Source organism: Paenibacillus sp. strain BS8-2, assembly GCF_054483835.1.
The window spans coordinates 3,966,180-3,981,548 of the sequence record NZ_CM137010.1; the positions used below are offsets into that span (position 1 = coordinate 3,966,180).

Here is a 15,369-nt window from a genome sequence, read left to right on the forward strand (position 1 = left end):
GAGGTTGCCCTCATGAGAGACTATACCTTGCTTGAGCGGCTGCTGTTTCCCCGTGCTTCGCTCGATAAGAAGAAGCTGAAGCATGCGCTGGAAGGGAAAACAGTGCTAATCACAGGGGCGAGCTCGGGCATCGGAGAGCAGCTTGCTTATTTGCTTGGCCACTATAAGGTCCATCTCATCTTGACTGGCAGAAACGTCATAAAGCTGCGGGAAATCGCCTGTCAGATTACTGGAAAAGACCCGATCGGCGTATGGACAGGCGAAGGTGAAACCTATACGACATCAACAGGTGACTCCATGATGCATCGATCAATGCGAGCTGTTTCTATCTTTGGAGCGGATCTGCGAAATGAAGGTCAGTTGTCGGCGTTGCTCGCATTTGTAGATCGGTTAGGGCTGACGCTTGATGTTTTCGTAAGTAATGCAGGGCTGTCGATTCGTCGATCGATCATGGATTCGCTAGACCGTCCTCATGACTTTGCAAGGACGATGGCGATCAACTATACGGCACCTGTTACGCTTTTGTTGGCACTCATACCGCAGCTTCAGCAATCAAGCGGACAAATGATCAACGTAAGCACCATTAATGCATCACTCATCCCTTTCCCAAAGTGGGCGGCGTATCAAGCGTCCAAGTCAGCCTTTGATGTATGGCTCCGATCCGCTGCTCCAGAGCTCAATGCGAACGGTATAGCAACGACTTCGGTGTATTTGCCGCTGGTACGCACGCCGATGATCGAGCCTACAAAGCAGTATGCCAAAATGCCGGCAATGAACGCCGAGCATGCTGCGGAGCTGATCGCTAAGTCGATCTATACGCGCAGGATGAGGATTCGGCCATGGTGGATGCCCGTCTGTGAATGGGCGTCTTTATGGGGTAGAGGGCTATGGGAACGGATTGCTCCGGCCAGCTTCCGTGCAAAGGAGAAAAGGTAATGGGGCTCATCTTTTTGATTAAGGTTATGTACCGCATGAAGCTGCTAAGCTCTGCCGGCATATGGCATCTTATATCCGCAATGATTCGCTACGGTCCCAATGTCATGGTACTGCTGAAGCTGTCTGAGCGAAGGTATGGCGATTGCCCAGCAATTGAGATGGAAGGGGCTTCAATCACCTATCGTCAGCTATTTGACGATTGTTTGAAGCTAACACATAGGTTGGGACATCAATATGATGTGGGAAAAGGCGTGAAAGTAGGACTTGTTGGACATAACAGCTTGACGCTTGTGCAAACGATCTTCGCTGTTTCTGCGACGGGGGCGGAGCTTTATTTGCTTCATCCAGATCTCAGTCAGAGTCAATTGGCGGCAATGGTGCAAGACAATGATCTTCAATTGCTTTTGGTTGGCGGGGAGAAGGGGCTAGATGAGGAGAGCTTAAGGCAGTCGGCAATGGCAACGTGCAAAGTCGTTTATGTGGAAGAGGTTATAAGCGGGCTTGAGAGTGACGAGGAGCCGCGGGATATCGTGCCGCAGCGGATCGCCTCGGGCCGCATCATGCTGCTGACAGGCGGTACGACAGGCAAGTCCAAGCGTGTTCCGCATCATCCTTCTTTATTCCAATATTTACCTCCGTTTCATGCGCTTTTGACGAAGCTCCCGTATTTGAGCTGTCGCACGGTGTATATCGCCACTCCGATCGCGCATGGATTTGGACTTGCTAATTTGTTCCTGTTTATAGCGCTCGGCTACAGAATCTGGTTGACGCCCCGCTTTCAGGCTGCTGCATCCTGTCAGCTCATTCGCGAACATGAAGTAGAGATCGTGACGGTCGTTCCCTTGATGCTGCGTAAAATGCTAAAACATGATCCAGTCGCGCTGCGCTCACTTGCATGCATTGCTTCGGGGGGAGCAGAGCTAAGCGGTAAGCTGGCCGATGAGACAATGAGGCAGCTAGGCGAGGTGTTATACAATTTGTATGGGACGACGGAGGGCGGGTTGACGACTATTGCTACTCCGCAGGAGATGAAGCAGCATGCAGGCACAATCGGACGAAAGATAGTCGGTGTTCCGCTTATGGTGCTCGATCAACACGATAAGAAGGTACGGGACGGTATAGCAGGGCGGCTTTGTATTCAATCGCGACCTGCATGGCTGATCGGGATTATCGGGAAAGCAAAGTGGATCGATTCCGGAGATATTGGCATTCGTGAGTCGAGCGGGCTGTATACGCTCTATGGCAGAAGCGACGATATGATTGTCTCTGGAGGAGAGAATGTGTATCCTCGGGATGTCGAGGGGATAATCGTTCAACATCCCATGATTGAAGATGCTATCGTAATAGGGAGAGCCGATGAGATGTTCGGGCAGCGGCTAATCGCGTTTGTGCAACCTGTGAAACAAGCCGAATTGGAGCCTTCGGCTATCGTGGAGTGGCTCCGCCCGAGAATCGCAAGATTCCAAATGCCTAATGAGATTGTTCTGGTAGAGGAGATCCCATACACGGCAGCCGGCAAACCGGACAAGAAGCTGCTGAAATGACGAGGAACTTACATATTAATCGGGCATATCTCTTACTGGCTGAATTAATTAGATGAAAAGCGGGGAGAGCTCCGCTTTTTTTGTTATACTGAGAAAGCCGAGTTGAGTCACATCGCCGGCTATCGAATAAGAAAAGAAGTGATGATACCGTGCAAGGCCTGACAACAAGACTGCGCGAGAGCAGCGTGATGCTGTTAAACCGACATTTCAGCGGCAGTTCTATGGATTTTAAACAAATTTTCGCAATCATTATTCCGATTTTTGTCGACTCAGCCTTTATCGTATTAATGGCCATCATGAATACGGCAATGGTCAGCTCGTCTGGTGTTGCTGCGGTCAGTGCCGTTAGTATGGTCGACTCCATTAATATATTTATGATCAGCTTATTCATTGCGATCGCGACGGGAGGGACGGTCATCGTCGCGCAGTATAAGGGCAGCGGCAACGAAGAGATGGTATCCAAGGCGGCCTCTCAATCCATTTCGTCCGTGGCGATTATCTCTGTTGTCATCAGCGCTCTTGTTATCGTGTTTCATACACCGTTGCTTGGGGCGCTATTCGGCGGAGCGGATGCAGAGGTGCTGCATAACGCCAAAATATTTTTGATCGGGAGCTGTATCTCCTATCCGTTTGTTGCGATCTATCAGGGGGTAACAGGCGCGCTGCGCGGCGTTGCGGAGACCAAAGCATGTTTAATGTTATCGATCGTTTTGAATTTATCGTATTTCGTGCTGAATATCGTGTTGATCAAGGTGTTTGATCTAGGGATTGTCGGTTTATCTATTTCGCTAATTATTGCGCGTGTTCTCGGTATGGTTGTGTCCATTGTGTACCTTGTGCGTTTCAACCAGACCTTGCGATTCAAGCTCAAACATATGCTTCAGACTCATTTGTCCCTGCTTCGCAAAATTATGTACATCGGACTTCCATTTGCCGCAGAGCAAATTTTCTTTAATGGCGGGAAGCTGTTGACGCAGACCTTTATCGTCCACCTTGGAACGATGGCGATTACGGTCAATGCCATTGCCGGCTCGCTGTCGATGCTCTTTCAGATTGGCGGAGTGGCGTTAGGGGCGGCGATCGTTACGGTAGTAGGGCAATCAATTGGACGCAAAAATGTAGAAGACGCAAGGAAGTTTATTTCATCATTCCTTTCGTTGTCCAATGTCTTTTTTGTATTCATAACGATCGTCCTGCTCGCGATTTTCCCGTTGCTTGTCCATATGTACGCTCCGCCGGAGGAAATAGTACCCGATATCTTTGCGTTAATTTTGCTCATCTCGATTGCTCAGCCGCTTCTGTGGTCGCTCAGCTTTATTATGCCGGCCGCGCTGAGAGCAGCGGGTGATTCGAAATTCACTTCGATCACCGCACTGCTGACGATGTGGCTGTTCCGCATCATACTTGGGTATGTGCTTGGTATTACGCTTGGTTATGGCCTGATGGGCGTGTGGGTCGCTATGGTTGCCGAATGGGCAGTGCGCGGCATCGTGTTCTACTGGCGCTACAAAGGCGACAAGTGGTATAAACATAAATTAATTTGATGTGGCACCGAGCTTCTTAGTCTGCTCCAGCCACTTCGTTCGTTGTTCAGGTGTGGATGATTTGATCGGCGTAAACTCCGTGATACGGACGGGGCTGATCCCGCAAAATTTCAGAATATTGTTGCGCATGACGTTATGGCCTGCGTTCTTGTAGACAAACCGATTGTACCAAGACGGTGTATCCGAGGTTACGATTAGGTGTGCGGATTTTCCTGCAAGCAGCTTATCCCAGAACGGCGAATTATCGCGATACTTGAAGGCGAATCCAGGCAAAAAGATTCGGTCGATGAACCCTTTCAATAAAGCGGGCATAGCACCCCACCAAGTAGGATAAACAAACACGATATGTTCCGCCCATTGGATGAGCTCCTGCGCTTGCAGCAAGTCAGGCTCCAGCTCGGTACGTTTGCTGTAACCAAAGTTCAGATTGGGATTGAAGTTGATTTGGCCTAGCTCAATGCTGCGAATCTGCGCACCGCTGGCGATCGCGCCAGCTCTATACGCTTGAGTAAGCGCCGCGCAGAAGCTGTCGGGATTGGGGTGACCGTTAATAATCAATATGTTTGATTGGGTTGATTGACTCATCGTGTGTAACCTCCGCATAGTTATTCGGTTTTCTATAAGTAGCATAAAGCATACGGAGGGTTATGTTGATGATCGAAAACGCAACTTGTATTGCGAATTTACGCAAGATAGAAGGCGGGGAGTGCGTTTGACACGAACAGATATCGCGATTACGATGGTGTATCCCATCCTGAAGACGATTGTTTATAAGGGCGGTGATCCCGACATATATTGTGCGTCCGTCTCGCTGGATACAGATTTGCTGCGGAATCCGGAAGCACGAATTCCTTCGCAGGAGCTGGAACGTCTCATGTTGGCTGCCGCTGCGTTTGTGGACGATCAACATTTCGGCTTGCTCCAAGGTGAGATAACGGATTTTGCGGATATGGGGATTCTCGGTTACGTCATGATGCATTCGCGTACGGTTGGAGATGCGCTGGCTGCCTACATGCGATATAACGATTTGTTATGCAGTGGTTTTAATATCTTACTAGAGGTTGTCGGTGACGAGCTTCTCCTTGTGATGCGGCTGCAGAATCGTGAGAATGGGGGGCTGTCGAGACACTGCGCGGAGGATATGACGGCCTCTGTCTACAAGATGATAGGCAAACTGAGTAATCGAACAATCGAGCTGCACGATGTGTCCTTCGAACATCATCCGCCGGACAATCTTGTTCCTTACGAAGAGGCGTTTGGCAGGCTGCCGCGTTTCGGCAGTCATTCGACGGCACTGCGATTACCGAAAGAAGTTCTCGAGTATCCAGTCCTGTATTCCGATCCCAAGAAGCTTGGCGTGTTCGAGCGTATGGCTAAGGACACAATGGAACAATTGGCGCTGGAGGTTTCCGATGGTACAGGCGAGAAGGTTATGGCTTGGATGCGGGAGTGCTTGCCAACGTATTTCCCTACCGTCCAGGAAACGGCAGCAGCGCTGGGCATGAGTGTGCGCACTCTGCAGCATAAGCTCAAGCTGGAGGGCACATCGTTTAACGATCTGTCCATCCAGGTACGCAAAGGAATGGCGCAAGGGTACTTGAGAATGCCCGGCATCTCCATTGGGGACATTGCATACGCGCTGCACTTCTCTGAGCCAAGCGCCTTTCAGAGCGCATTTAAGAGGTGGACAGGGCAAACTCCGGGCCAATACCGCGAGCATGCTTGGCGCAATGGCGTGGAGCTGAGCGGTTAGTTGCTGGGACTGGACATTAGTGGGTGCGGGGTGAAGGTGTGCAAGCCTGGCTTGCAGAATCGCAGGACGAGCGAGGTATATACATGTGCAGGCTGCTCAAGTAGTGACGCATTCTCGGATTGCTGAAATGTATGCGGAAGATGCGTCTCCGTAATAATGCTGTATTCTGTACAGCAAAATTCCAGGAATATACCCATATTTGTGAAGAATCCAGCATTTTGTGCAGGATTCTTCTTTGTATTTCGTTCGAGCGACTTAAATATCCCAATTTTGATGTACGCAATGCAGGAATATCGATAAAATTCAGGTGTGCTGACGAGAATCCTGTATGTTTTGCAACAATCTTATGATAAAGCGGTATTGCACATGACCGAAATATGATTGGATTCGATGTGAACCTAAGAACAGTAACATAAATTACTCTAGCATCAGCTACTTCCTCATCCCATTACTGTAACTCTGTCCTCAATATCCGCACCATACAAACCGCCCATACAAACCGCCCCTCTTCACCTTCACAGCAACCGTAGCGCCGACTGCTGCATTGCATATTGGACCGTATATTTGCCTTGGGGTCCGCTTACTGGGATGAATAGTTTTCGATGCGATAAGGACTGCAATAGTTTGACGGCGGTGCGATGATTGATGCTGAGATGATTAGATACATCGATCGGTCGCAAAGGGCGGGCAAGCACACAAGCAAGCCGGACAAGCTCGCGATCGGTTACCTGGCTAATGTTCAGACTAGCAGAATCAATTGGTGAGCTGGGTGATATCCCTAGAACGAGCTTAAGCAATGTCATACATAGTTCAGGTCGATTGGCAACATCGTCATAAGCGAATGAAATGATCCTTCGAAACTACCGTAGAAGGGCCACCACACTTTTTCGCAAAATAACTTTTCGGCATGCCGATGCCCTCTAGCGAGCCTTCCTCGTCGCTCCCCAGTCCTGCTGTTCAAATGTAGCTTCAAAAAAATCGCATGCTCCACATCGAATGTCATGTTCGTTCCCTCCATCTCTTGATCACAAAAAAAGAACGCCCGGATCCCATTCTAAAAAGAATGGAATCGGACGTTCTTCGTCAGTTGATTCCAGTATACGTATTTCGAAGTTCGGAAACAAGAGCTCGAAGAAAGGGGTTCGTTACTTTTGGATCTGATACCTATGGATTCGTTTCCTTGCGACATATGGATAGCGCCTATCTCCGCCTTTGCCCGCATATACATATAGCAACGAAATCGGCAAAGGATGAGTCGGGAATGGACTTTGATGAGCTCAAGGCTGGGATTCGGACACTCGCGATGGGAGCGATGGCTTCGCAATCATCGGATGGTGCGTGGCGTCTTTGCTTGGACACGGGGATCTCGACGGATTGTTATTGGATCGTATTGTTGACTGCGCTAAGGCGGAGAGATGATGCTTTTATAAGACCAATCGCCGCCCGGATTGCATCGCTGCAGCAGCCGAACGGAGCGTGGAAGCTGTATCATGACGATGAGGGCAGCCTGGAGGCGACCTCGGAGGCATATTACGCGCTTCTTTGCGCAGGTTTCTACACGATGACGGATGCACCAATGGAAAAGGCCAGACAATTTATTCACTCCAAAGGAGGTCTCACCAATGCCAAAAGCCTGCTAACGCAGGTGATCTTCGCCGCGACCGGTCAAGTAGAGTGGCCGAAGCAATTACGGCTGCCTCTTGAGCTTTTTTTCTCACAAAAGGGACTCGATCTATTCTCATTGTCGGGACACGCGCGCGTGCATCTGATCCCTACACTCATGATGTCGAATCTCCAATTCTCGGCGAGGAACGAATGGATGCCGGATATGGGAGGATTGTTCACGGATGGACAGCGGTCGTTTGCCAACGATCATACATGGATCTCCGCGCTTAATGTTTTTCTTTCGGCGTTACCGCTTGATAGCTTGCCTGTTGTAGGTTCACCAAACGCCATGGATCAAGCCAAAAAATTTATGATGGAGAGACTTGAACCTAATGGCACGCTGCTAACCTATTCGACTTCGACAATTCTGATGGCGTTAGCTATGATGGCCTTACATGAGCCTGTTCAATCGCCATTGATGGATCGACTTCTGAGTGGGATTTTGTCTCTTCAATGTTTGGATCGCGCTCATATTCAGACGGCATCATCTGAGGTGTGGGATACTGCGATGATCAGCTCTGCACTGCTGGGGTCTGGTCTGCCTTCATACGAAACGTCGACTGCGCTAGAAAATGCAGCACTTTATCTGAGCGCAAGACAACAGACTCGTATCGGTGATTGGATTCGTAGAAGTCCGCATACCGAACCGGGAGGCTGGGGCTTCTCGGATGTGAACACGATCTACCCCGATGTGGACGACAGCGTTGCCGCGCTTAGAGCGACTCGACCTTTCGTAACTCGATTAGAAAATGGGACTTCTAACTGGCAGAGGGGATTAAACTTTGTGCTTTCGATGCGGAATGATGACGGAGGCTGGCCGGCGTTCGAGAAACGGGGAAGCTCGATAACGGACTTGTTTTTCACCTTTGACGGTAAGTCTGATATTGCTTCCGATCCTTCGACGATCGATCTAACGAGCAGAGTGCTTGATTTTGTAGGTCATGAGCTTGAGATGACGATCGGGCATCAATGGGTAGATGATTCTGTGAAGTGGGTGCTGTCGCGTCAAGAGCGGGATGGCAGCTGGTATGGCAGATGGGGGATTGCTTATGTTCATGGTACCGGAATGGCCTTGCAAGGACTGCTGGCTGTCGGTCTCGCGAATGATCATCCCGCGATAACCAAAGGCATACGTTGGTTATACGACATTCAAAATGCAGACGGAGGCTGGGGCGAGAGCTGCGTCAGCGATGTGCGTAAACGATACGTACCTTTGAACGCGAGCACGCCTTCTCAGACGGCATGGGCTCTAAGCGGTCTGATTGCTGCACACCATAAACCTAGTCCAGAGATGGAGAGGGGAGTGGAGTCGTTGCTGCGATCATTGCGTGCGGGAGGTTGGGCATCCACATACCCGACCGGAGCGATGCTACCGGGAAGCATGTACGCGCATTACCCTAGCAATAACATCATATGGCCCATGCTTGCATTATCTGCATATGTACGGAAATTTGAGCATGTGAATGGATAAAGGAATGATGCTCCTCCTCGAATGTTCGAATGTCCGAATGTTCGAATGTCCGAATGTTCGAATGTTCGAAAATTAACGTCTGCAATACCGTCCCATTAAACCAAAAGAACGTTCGTCACTAGCCCTCCAATGGGGTAGCTTTCGAACGTTCTTTGTTGTTTAGTGGGTCAAGAATTACTTTCCGTTATATCATTAAGGCACGATATTACCCGCTGCTTTGTAGATGCCGTACCACTCTTCGCGCGTCATAGGGATATCGGAGCCTTGGTAGGAATCCTTGAGACGACCGACGTTAGTTGTACCGAGTACAACTTGGATGTTGGCCGGATGACGAGTAATCCATGCGACGGCAATCGCCGTGTTGGTAACGCCATATTTGAGGGCGAGGCCGTCGATATAGGTGTTGAGCTCGGGATAGTTATCTAAGTCACCAAGGAAAGGTCCATTAAAGAAACCTTGCTGGAATGGCGACCAAGCTTGAACCGTTATGTCGTGAAGTCGGCTGTAATCGAGGATGCCGCCTTCGCGATTAACCGATTGGTCGATGTTCATGTTCAGCGCGATACCGGAGTCAACCAGCGGCGTGTGCGCGATACTGAATTGCAGTTGGTTCGCAACCAGTGGCTGCTTCACGAATTTCTTCAGCAGCTCGATCTGAAGTGGCGAATGGTTAGAAACGCCGAAGTGGCGAACCTTGCCGCTGGATTGCAGGTGATCAAATGCCTCAGCTACTTCTTCCGGCTCTACAAGGGCGTCAGGGCGGTGGAGCAGCAAAATGTCCAAATAATCCGTGTTTAGCCGCCCAAGAATGCCATCGACGGAAGCTAAGATATGCTCCTTGGAAAAGTCAAAATATCCTTTGCGTATACCGCATTTGCTCTGAATAATCATCTGTTCCCTAATGCTCGCGTTCATTCCGATAGCCTGTGAGAAGTGAGTCTCGCACTCTCCGCCGCCATAAATATCCGCATGGTCGAAGAAGTTGATATTCTCTTCCATTGCAGTACGTACGAGAGTTTCTGTTTCTTGCAGGGAGAGCTGCTTAATGCGCATACAGCCTAGAATAAGATTAGAAGCCTGAATATCTGTATTCGCGATCGGAATCATTTTCATGGGAGTAGTGCCCCTTTCGGCGTTGTTTCGTTATCGTTTCTATACCAACATAAACGCTAGAGTGGACTCTAGGTCAATATCAATTCATAATGAATTGACATCACATGGTCATTGGCGTAACCTCTAGACATTTAGTAATCATATAGAAAGCGGGTAATGTAATATGACTTATACCATATCGCAGGCGGCCGAACGCTCCGGACTGTCGATTCATACCATTCGATATTATGACAAGGAAGGGCTGCTGCCATTCATAGACCGTCGGAACGGAACACGAATCTTCTCCGAACAGGATATCGATTGGATCGACCTCATCCGTTGTCTGAAACAATCGAAGATGTCCATCAAGGATCTTCGCAGCCTGATTCAGCATTGCACGGATAACGATGCTGTACTGGAAAAAGGGATGCAAATTCTGTTCGACCACAAGAAACGAGTGGAGGAGCAGATGGAGGAGCTAAGAAGCAGTCTAGACACCATTAACTACAAAATCAAGCATCTCCCTCAAATGTATCAGGAGCGGTTCGCGAAGGAGAGCGTGATCGGGTAATGATCGGTTAAACTATAGCTTTGACATATCATCCACGGCTATGTGTCAAGTTAATAGTAGCGCCGGAGAGACCGATATACGATGCGGATAGTGGCTCTGCGACGAACTTAGGCGCATTGGCACCTCTGTTTGCGACAAAGTCAGCCAGGGAATGGATGCCAAGTGTTGCTGCATGACGCTGAGAAATCGCCTCAACGATCACACCATTGCTTCCGCCTTCCAGCGCTTCGACATCAAAGCCGCTTGTATCGCCGGTTCTAGCTATTAACGCAATTGGTTTCATGAGATGAAAGGCGAGTAATGCAGCGCCAACTTGGCCGTAGATCGCTCGCTCATCAACAATCCACTCGCCCGGTGGAAGGATACCCACGATCGGTCGATCATGATCGGCATCGGATGTCGGCTGGTAGAGGGCGATTAAACAGTTTCCTTCGATGGCGATGTCTTCTGCACCGCTGCTGTGGCGCAGCTTGTCTCCACTTGCCGCAGGGTGCGCGAAGTAGGCTTGGTTAACGGCGCCTTGGGCAATTGGGAAGGTGATATCCCAACGATGCTGCTCGTTATCGAATTCGACAACACGATCCAGCATGCCGCCGAGCGCAAAGGTCTCATCCAGCAAGACAACGCTTCTCCGTCGTGTCCCGGTTTCGATTGCAGAAGCGGGATAATGACGTTTGATCTCAAGCGGATATGATCGATTCAGTGCGGATTGGCGAATATATTCTGGGATTTCGTAAAGCAGCAGCCCGGCATACTCCGGCCGATGGACCGACATCGGGAGCTCGAAATCGCCAAACTGGACATAGTCGAATGCGGCGCAGCGGTCAGTCGGCGCATCCGACGGAAGCGAACGAGAATGCGGCCCTGCCCAAGCGCCATGGAAGTAATAGTCTGCTCGTTCTTGCCAAAGCCACTTCAATAGTCGTTCGATATCTTCCTTAACGGCATCGTCTTGCACAAGCTGCCATGCAGCCGAATAAGACTGCGTCCAATGCCAGAACCAAGGCAAGATGCCGTATTCCGACATGCCATGTGTCTCCAGCTGCGTTAGCGTGGAACGAACGCGCTCGGCTGCTGTCTGAAGGAGTGCTGCGTCATCTCGGATCGTGCCGAAAATTAATGCGGCAGCGGTATGTTTGGCCTCATGATGATTGTACATATGAAGAGGCGCATCATAATAACGAGAGTGATACATATGATCGATGGAAGTGTCCAGCGCTTGACGCAACTCTAACTTCATCTCTTCCCCGTAAGAAGTTCGGAACACAGAAAGCAGGCAGCTCATAATTTCGACAGGCAGAATATGCTTAGGCGCATCTGCCGGCTTATCACCAAGATGAAGTGGCCAATGACCATATGTAGCGCTTTCGGGATTGTGATCTTGGAGATCAAGCACTTGGAGCAGCACGGACGTCGCGGTTTCGATAGCGGACTTATGGTCAAGAGGGAGAGGTGCGCCATCAATTGCAGCAGCATACAGATAAGAAGCATGGTACAGGTTGTCGCGGATATCGCCATGAAACCAAAGTCCGCTGGAAAGCAGCGGCAGCGAGCAAGCTCGTTCAGCGATAAGCTTCACGATATCCAGTTGCCGATTATGGAAAGTAGTCATCAATAGTCATCCTTTCAATCTAGCTACAAATATGATAGATTCACCCATAGTATACCATTCGTCTGAGGAGGATGTGCATGAATACACAAGATCCGCAATGCAAACAGGAAAAGTCCGTTTTTCAACAATTCAAAGCGACTTCGCTGCCAGACGATATGCTTGCCGTATGGTCGCTCGGTCAAGAGGGTTTTCTTGTGAAATGGAAAGGGACTTCCGTTTTATTGGACCCCTACTTGACCGATTGGGTGTTCCAACTGGCAGGTGCGCCATGGAACAGAGCGTTTGTATCTCCGCTGCTGCCAGAGGAATGTCATGACGTGGATTATGTCATCTGCTCTCATCATCATGAGGATCATATGGACAAGCTGACGTTAACCGAAATCGGACGATCAGCGCACACAAAGTTTGTAGTGCCAAGAGCGCATCTTAGCCTTATGCAGGACTGGGGGTTCAGTGATGATCAGCTCATCGGTATTTCTCATGAGGAGATTCTTCATTTGGGGGAGGATGAATCTGGTATCACACTACGTGCGCATGCTGCGAAACATGAAGAGTTCGAGTTGGACGAAGCGGGAGAACATCTCTATTTAAGCTATGTGGTCGAATTCGGTGGACTGAAGCTGTTGCATGCAGGGGATACCATCGGGTTTGTTGAGCTGGAGGACTGGCTGAAGCCGCAAGGTATAGATATCGCATTGCTTCCGATCAATGGCCGTGATTATACGCGGAAGCGGAAAGGAATCGTCGGAAACATGAACTACCGCGAAGCAGCAGATCTCTCTGCGGCGATCGGGGCGAAGCTGACCGTTCCAATGCACTATGGCTTATTCGCCCATAACGACGAGAATCCGGCGTACTTCGTCGATTATATGTACAAACACTATCCTAGCTCGCGCATTCATCTGTTCGCCCCTGGCGAGAGATTTATTTATATGAAGTAGTTCAGAGCCCAGTTTCCTGATGACATCCCATCAAAAATCCCTTCCTCTATCTGTCCGCCGGACAGAAGGGGAAGGGATTTTGTTTTGAATAGGTGGATACGAGCTTCGTTAGATCGACATGGCCTTCCATACCATCAAAGCAGCCCCGGTTGCGACGGCATCTTCTTTGAGCTCGCCTTTGGTGAAGATCGGTACATATTCCGGGTAATGGTAAGCATTGCTGCTGGCGACTTCGGTGGCAGTCTGGAAGAAACGTTGATGCGAATTAACTAAGGTGCCTCCGAGTACGATCGTCTGTGGGTGGAATAGGTTGATGACGTTTGACAGCCCGATCCCGAAATAACGTGCGGCTCGCAAGAATAGTTCGGATACATAAGTATTATCGCGGGCCAACTCCCTAAGTAAAGTGTCGTAACCGATATTCTCGGCAGAAATATGATAAATATCCGTCAAGTCGCCTCGACCCGTCTTGGCATCCGAGCGCGCTTGCTTCTCGAGGGCTTGCACGGAAACATATGCCTCGAGTGCGCCGTAGTTGCCTCCTTCGTGCAGCTTAGGGCCATCACTCTGGATAATCATCTGTCCGATTGAACCTTCCATATCGACAGAGCCGTATACGATACGTCCATGCGACATCATGGACGAACGCATGCTGATGCCGGCGTGAACATAAACCATATGCTCGATGCGCTCGTGCCGGAGTGCCCAATGCTCACCGATCAAGGCTGTATTGGCGCCATTGTCCAGCGTTGCTGCGATGCCGGTTGCTTGCTCGATGAGTGAGCAGATATGTACGTTATTCCAGCCTTTCGCCGGGAAATATAACGGATTAAGGATCAATCCTTCTTCGCGATTCAATGGACCTACGGCTCCAATGCCAATGCCGATGACTCTTTGTTCACTGAGACCGTGATCGGCGAGTAGAGCCTTGATCCGACTGGCAACATGAGCCACAAAGTGTACAGGCGTCATGTCCTCATCCATCCGCCATCGTACCAAGGATTTGGGATTCATCCCCATATCGAATAGACCTAACGTAGAATAAAATCGTGATATTTCGAGCCCGAATACGTACGCGTAATCTTGGTTGATACGATATAGTATAGGTTTGCGTCCGCCATTGGACGGCCCAAAGCCGGATTCAGCGATTAATCCGTCGCTGATTAATTCTTCGAGCAGACGGTTCATTGTGCTGGAGGTTAGCGCGTAACTAGGAAGCAAGTCTGCTTTCGAGACGACGCCATGATGCGCAATATGCTGGTAAACCGATTGTTTGACGGATTGTTTGGTAGCGTGCTGGTCCATCCTCATCCCTACTTCTCCTATATCTTTATATACATTTACCATTCATCATATCCTAAAAAATACATGCTAGCTAGAATACAATTGCAGCTTATGACTTATTTGCAATATGAAAAAAACCTCCATAATACCAAGTAATCTCATGAGATAACAGCAGAATAAATGACTGATTATTAGGCCAAAAACCATCATAATTAAAGTTTATAGCCCTTTTAAAGAAAAGTTAATTCCAAAATGAAAAAAAGATGATATACTAGTTCATAGATCAACAACACGGAAGACGGATAAGGGAGAGGGTCTACATGACGGGCACGGGGAAAATGATAGGGGAGTTGTTCATAACATTCCTTAAGATCGCCCCCTCGACATTCGGAGGCGGCTTTGCGGTGATGCCGGCAATGGAACGGGAAGTCGTAGAGAAGAAACAATGGCTGAAAGGCGATGACATTGCTGATATATTCGCTGTGGCTCAATCCATCCCCGGTGCGGTTGCCATCAATTCCGCGACCTTTATCGGTTACCGAATGGCCGGCATTCGAGGAGCAATCGCTGCATTATTGGGAATGCTGCTGCCTACTTTTCTGATTATTGTCGCCTTGTCATTTGTTTTCTTGCAAGTAAAGGATAATCCAAAGGTCGAAGCGGCATTTATGTCCATTCGAGCAACAATCGTAGCGCTTATTACGTTCGCTGCCATTAAATATGGCAAAAAAGCGTTAGTGGACAAATCGTCGGCAGTACTGATCTGCGCGACGGTAATTGTGCTGTTCGTGGGCAGCAACTATATTCATCCTATGCTGGTGATCATAGGCGGTGCGGCAGCGGGAATCGTCATTCAGTCGGCCAAAGCGAAGCTTGGGCGGGAACGTTCGGCTAAACAACCATTGCAGCAGAAGGAACAAATTTTTGATTATATGATTTAGTATGGCTAGGAGGAA

12 protein-coding genes are annotated in these 15,369 nt (G+C 49.4%); 8 read left to right on the forward strand and 4 right to left on the reverse strand.

Going from position 1 to position 15,369, the window contains the following annotated elements; translation table 11 throughout:
• Positions 1-12: 12 nt before the first annotated feature.
• From ACX1C1_RS16750 to ACX1C1_RS16760, 3 genes are all read left to right on the forward strand, one after another.
• Positions 13-936 carry an SDR family NAD(P)-dependent oxidoreductase gene (locus ACX1C1_RS16750; RefSeq protein ID WP_458953313.1) on the forward strand — a complete coding sequence of 308 codons (924 nt, stop codon included), beginning with the start codon at positions 13-15 and terminating at the stop codon, positions 934-936.
• Complete coding sequence (locus ACX1C1_RS16755; RefSeq protein WP_458953314.1) at positions 936-2,480, forward strand: AMP-binding protein; 1,545 nt, start codon at positions 936-938, stop codon at positions 2,478-2,480. Before ACX1C1_RS16750 ends, ACX1C1_RS16755 begins: the two co-directional genes overlap by 1 nt.
• A gap of 149 nt (positions 2,481-2,629) precedes the next feature.
• A complete protein-coding gene (locus ACX1C1_RS16760) occupies positions 2,630-4,024 on the forward strand; it encodes an MATE family efflux transporter (protein WP_458953315.1) in 1,395 nt (464 codons plus the stop codon).
• Here the strand turns inward: ACX1C1_RS16760 and ACX1C1_RS16765 are convergent.
• Positions 4,016-4,609: an NAD(P)H-dependent oxidoreductase gene (locus ACX1C1_RS16765; RefSeq protein ID WP_458953316.1), complete on the reverse strand. Its 594-nt coding sequence runs from the start codon at positions 4,607-4,609 to the stop codon at positions 4,016-4,018. The two genes, ACX1C1_RS16760 and ACX1C1_RS16765, sit on opposite strands and share 9 nt — an antisense overlap.
• A 127-nt stretch (positions 4,610-4,736) precedes the next feature.
• On the opposite strand from ACX1C1_RS16765, the gene ACX1C1_RS16770 reads away from it, so the two are divergent.
• Positions 4,737-5,777, forward strand: coding sequence for an AraC family transcriptional regulator (locus tag ACX1C1_RS16770; RefSeq protein WP_458953317.1), 1,041 nt, complete (start codon positions 4,737-4,739; stop codon positions 5,775-5,777).
• A 1,261-nt stretch (positions 5,778-7,038) separates the two neighbouring features.
• Positions 7,039-8,913: a squalene cyclase gene (locus ACX1C1_RS16775; protein ID WP_458953318.1), complete on the forward strand. Its 1,875-nt coding sequence runs from the start codon at positions 7,039-7,041 to the stop codon at positions 8,911-8,913.
• Positions 8,914-9,105: 192 nt separating this feature from the next.
• On the opposite strand, the gene ACX1C1_RS16780 is transcribed toward ACX1C1_RS16775, so the two are convergent.
• A complete protein-coding gene (locus ACX1C1_RS16780) occupies positions 9,106-10,026 on the reverse strand; it encodes an aldo/keto reductase (RefSeq protein ID WP_458953319.1) in 921 nt (306 codons plus the stop codon).
• 163 nt (positions 10,027-10,189) lie between these two features.
• Here ACX1C1_RS16780 and ACX1C1_RS16785 point away from each other — a divergent pair, with 163 nt between their 5' ends.
• A complete protein-coding gene (locus tag ACX1C1_RS16785; RefSeq protein ID WP_458953320.1) occupies positions 10,190-10,576 on the forward strand; it encodes a MerR family transcriptional regulator in 387 nt (128 codons plus the stop codon).
• A gap of 28 nt (positions 10,577-10,604) precedes the next feature.
• On the opposite strand, the gene ACX1C1_RS16790 is transcribed toward ACX1C1_RS16785, so the two are convergent.
• Positions 10,605-12,188, reverse strand: coding sequence for a hypothetical protein (locus ACX1C1_RS16790; RefSeq protein WP_458953321.1), 1,584 nt, complete (start codon positions 12,186-12,188; stop codon positions 10,605-10,607).
• A gap of 77 nt (positions 12,189-12,265) precedes the next feature.
• Here ACX1C1_RS16790 and ACX1C1_RS16795 point away from each other — a divergent pair, with 77 nt between their 5' ends.
• A complete protein-coding gene (locus ACX1C1_RS16795; protein WP_458953322.1) occupies positions 12,266-13,129 on the forward strand; it encodes an MBL fold metallo-hydrolase in 864 nt (287 codons plus the stop codon).
• Between the two features lie 108 nt (positions 13,130-13,237).
• On the opposite strand, the gene ACX1C1_RS16800 is transcribed toward ACX1C1_RS16795, so the two are convergent.
• Positions 13,238-14,440 carry an ROK family protein gene (locus tag ACX1C1_RS16800; RefSeq protein WP_458953323.1) on the reverse strand — a complete coding sequence of 401 codons (1,203 nt, stop codon included), beginning with the start codon at positions 14,438-14,440 and terminating at the stop codon, positions 13,238-13,240.
• A 293-nt stretch (positions 14,441-14,733) separates the two neighbouring features.
• On the opposite strand from ACX1C1_RS16800, the gene ACX1C1_RS16805 reads away from it, so the two are divergent.
• Positions 14,734-15,354 carry a chromate transporter gene (locus ACX1C1_RS16805; protein WP_458953324.1) on the forward strand — a complete coding sequence of 207 codons (621 nt, stop codon included), beginning with the start codon at positions 14,734-14,736 and terminating at the stop codon, positions 15,352-15,354.
• Positions 15,355-15,369 lie beyond the last annotated feature (15 nt).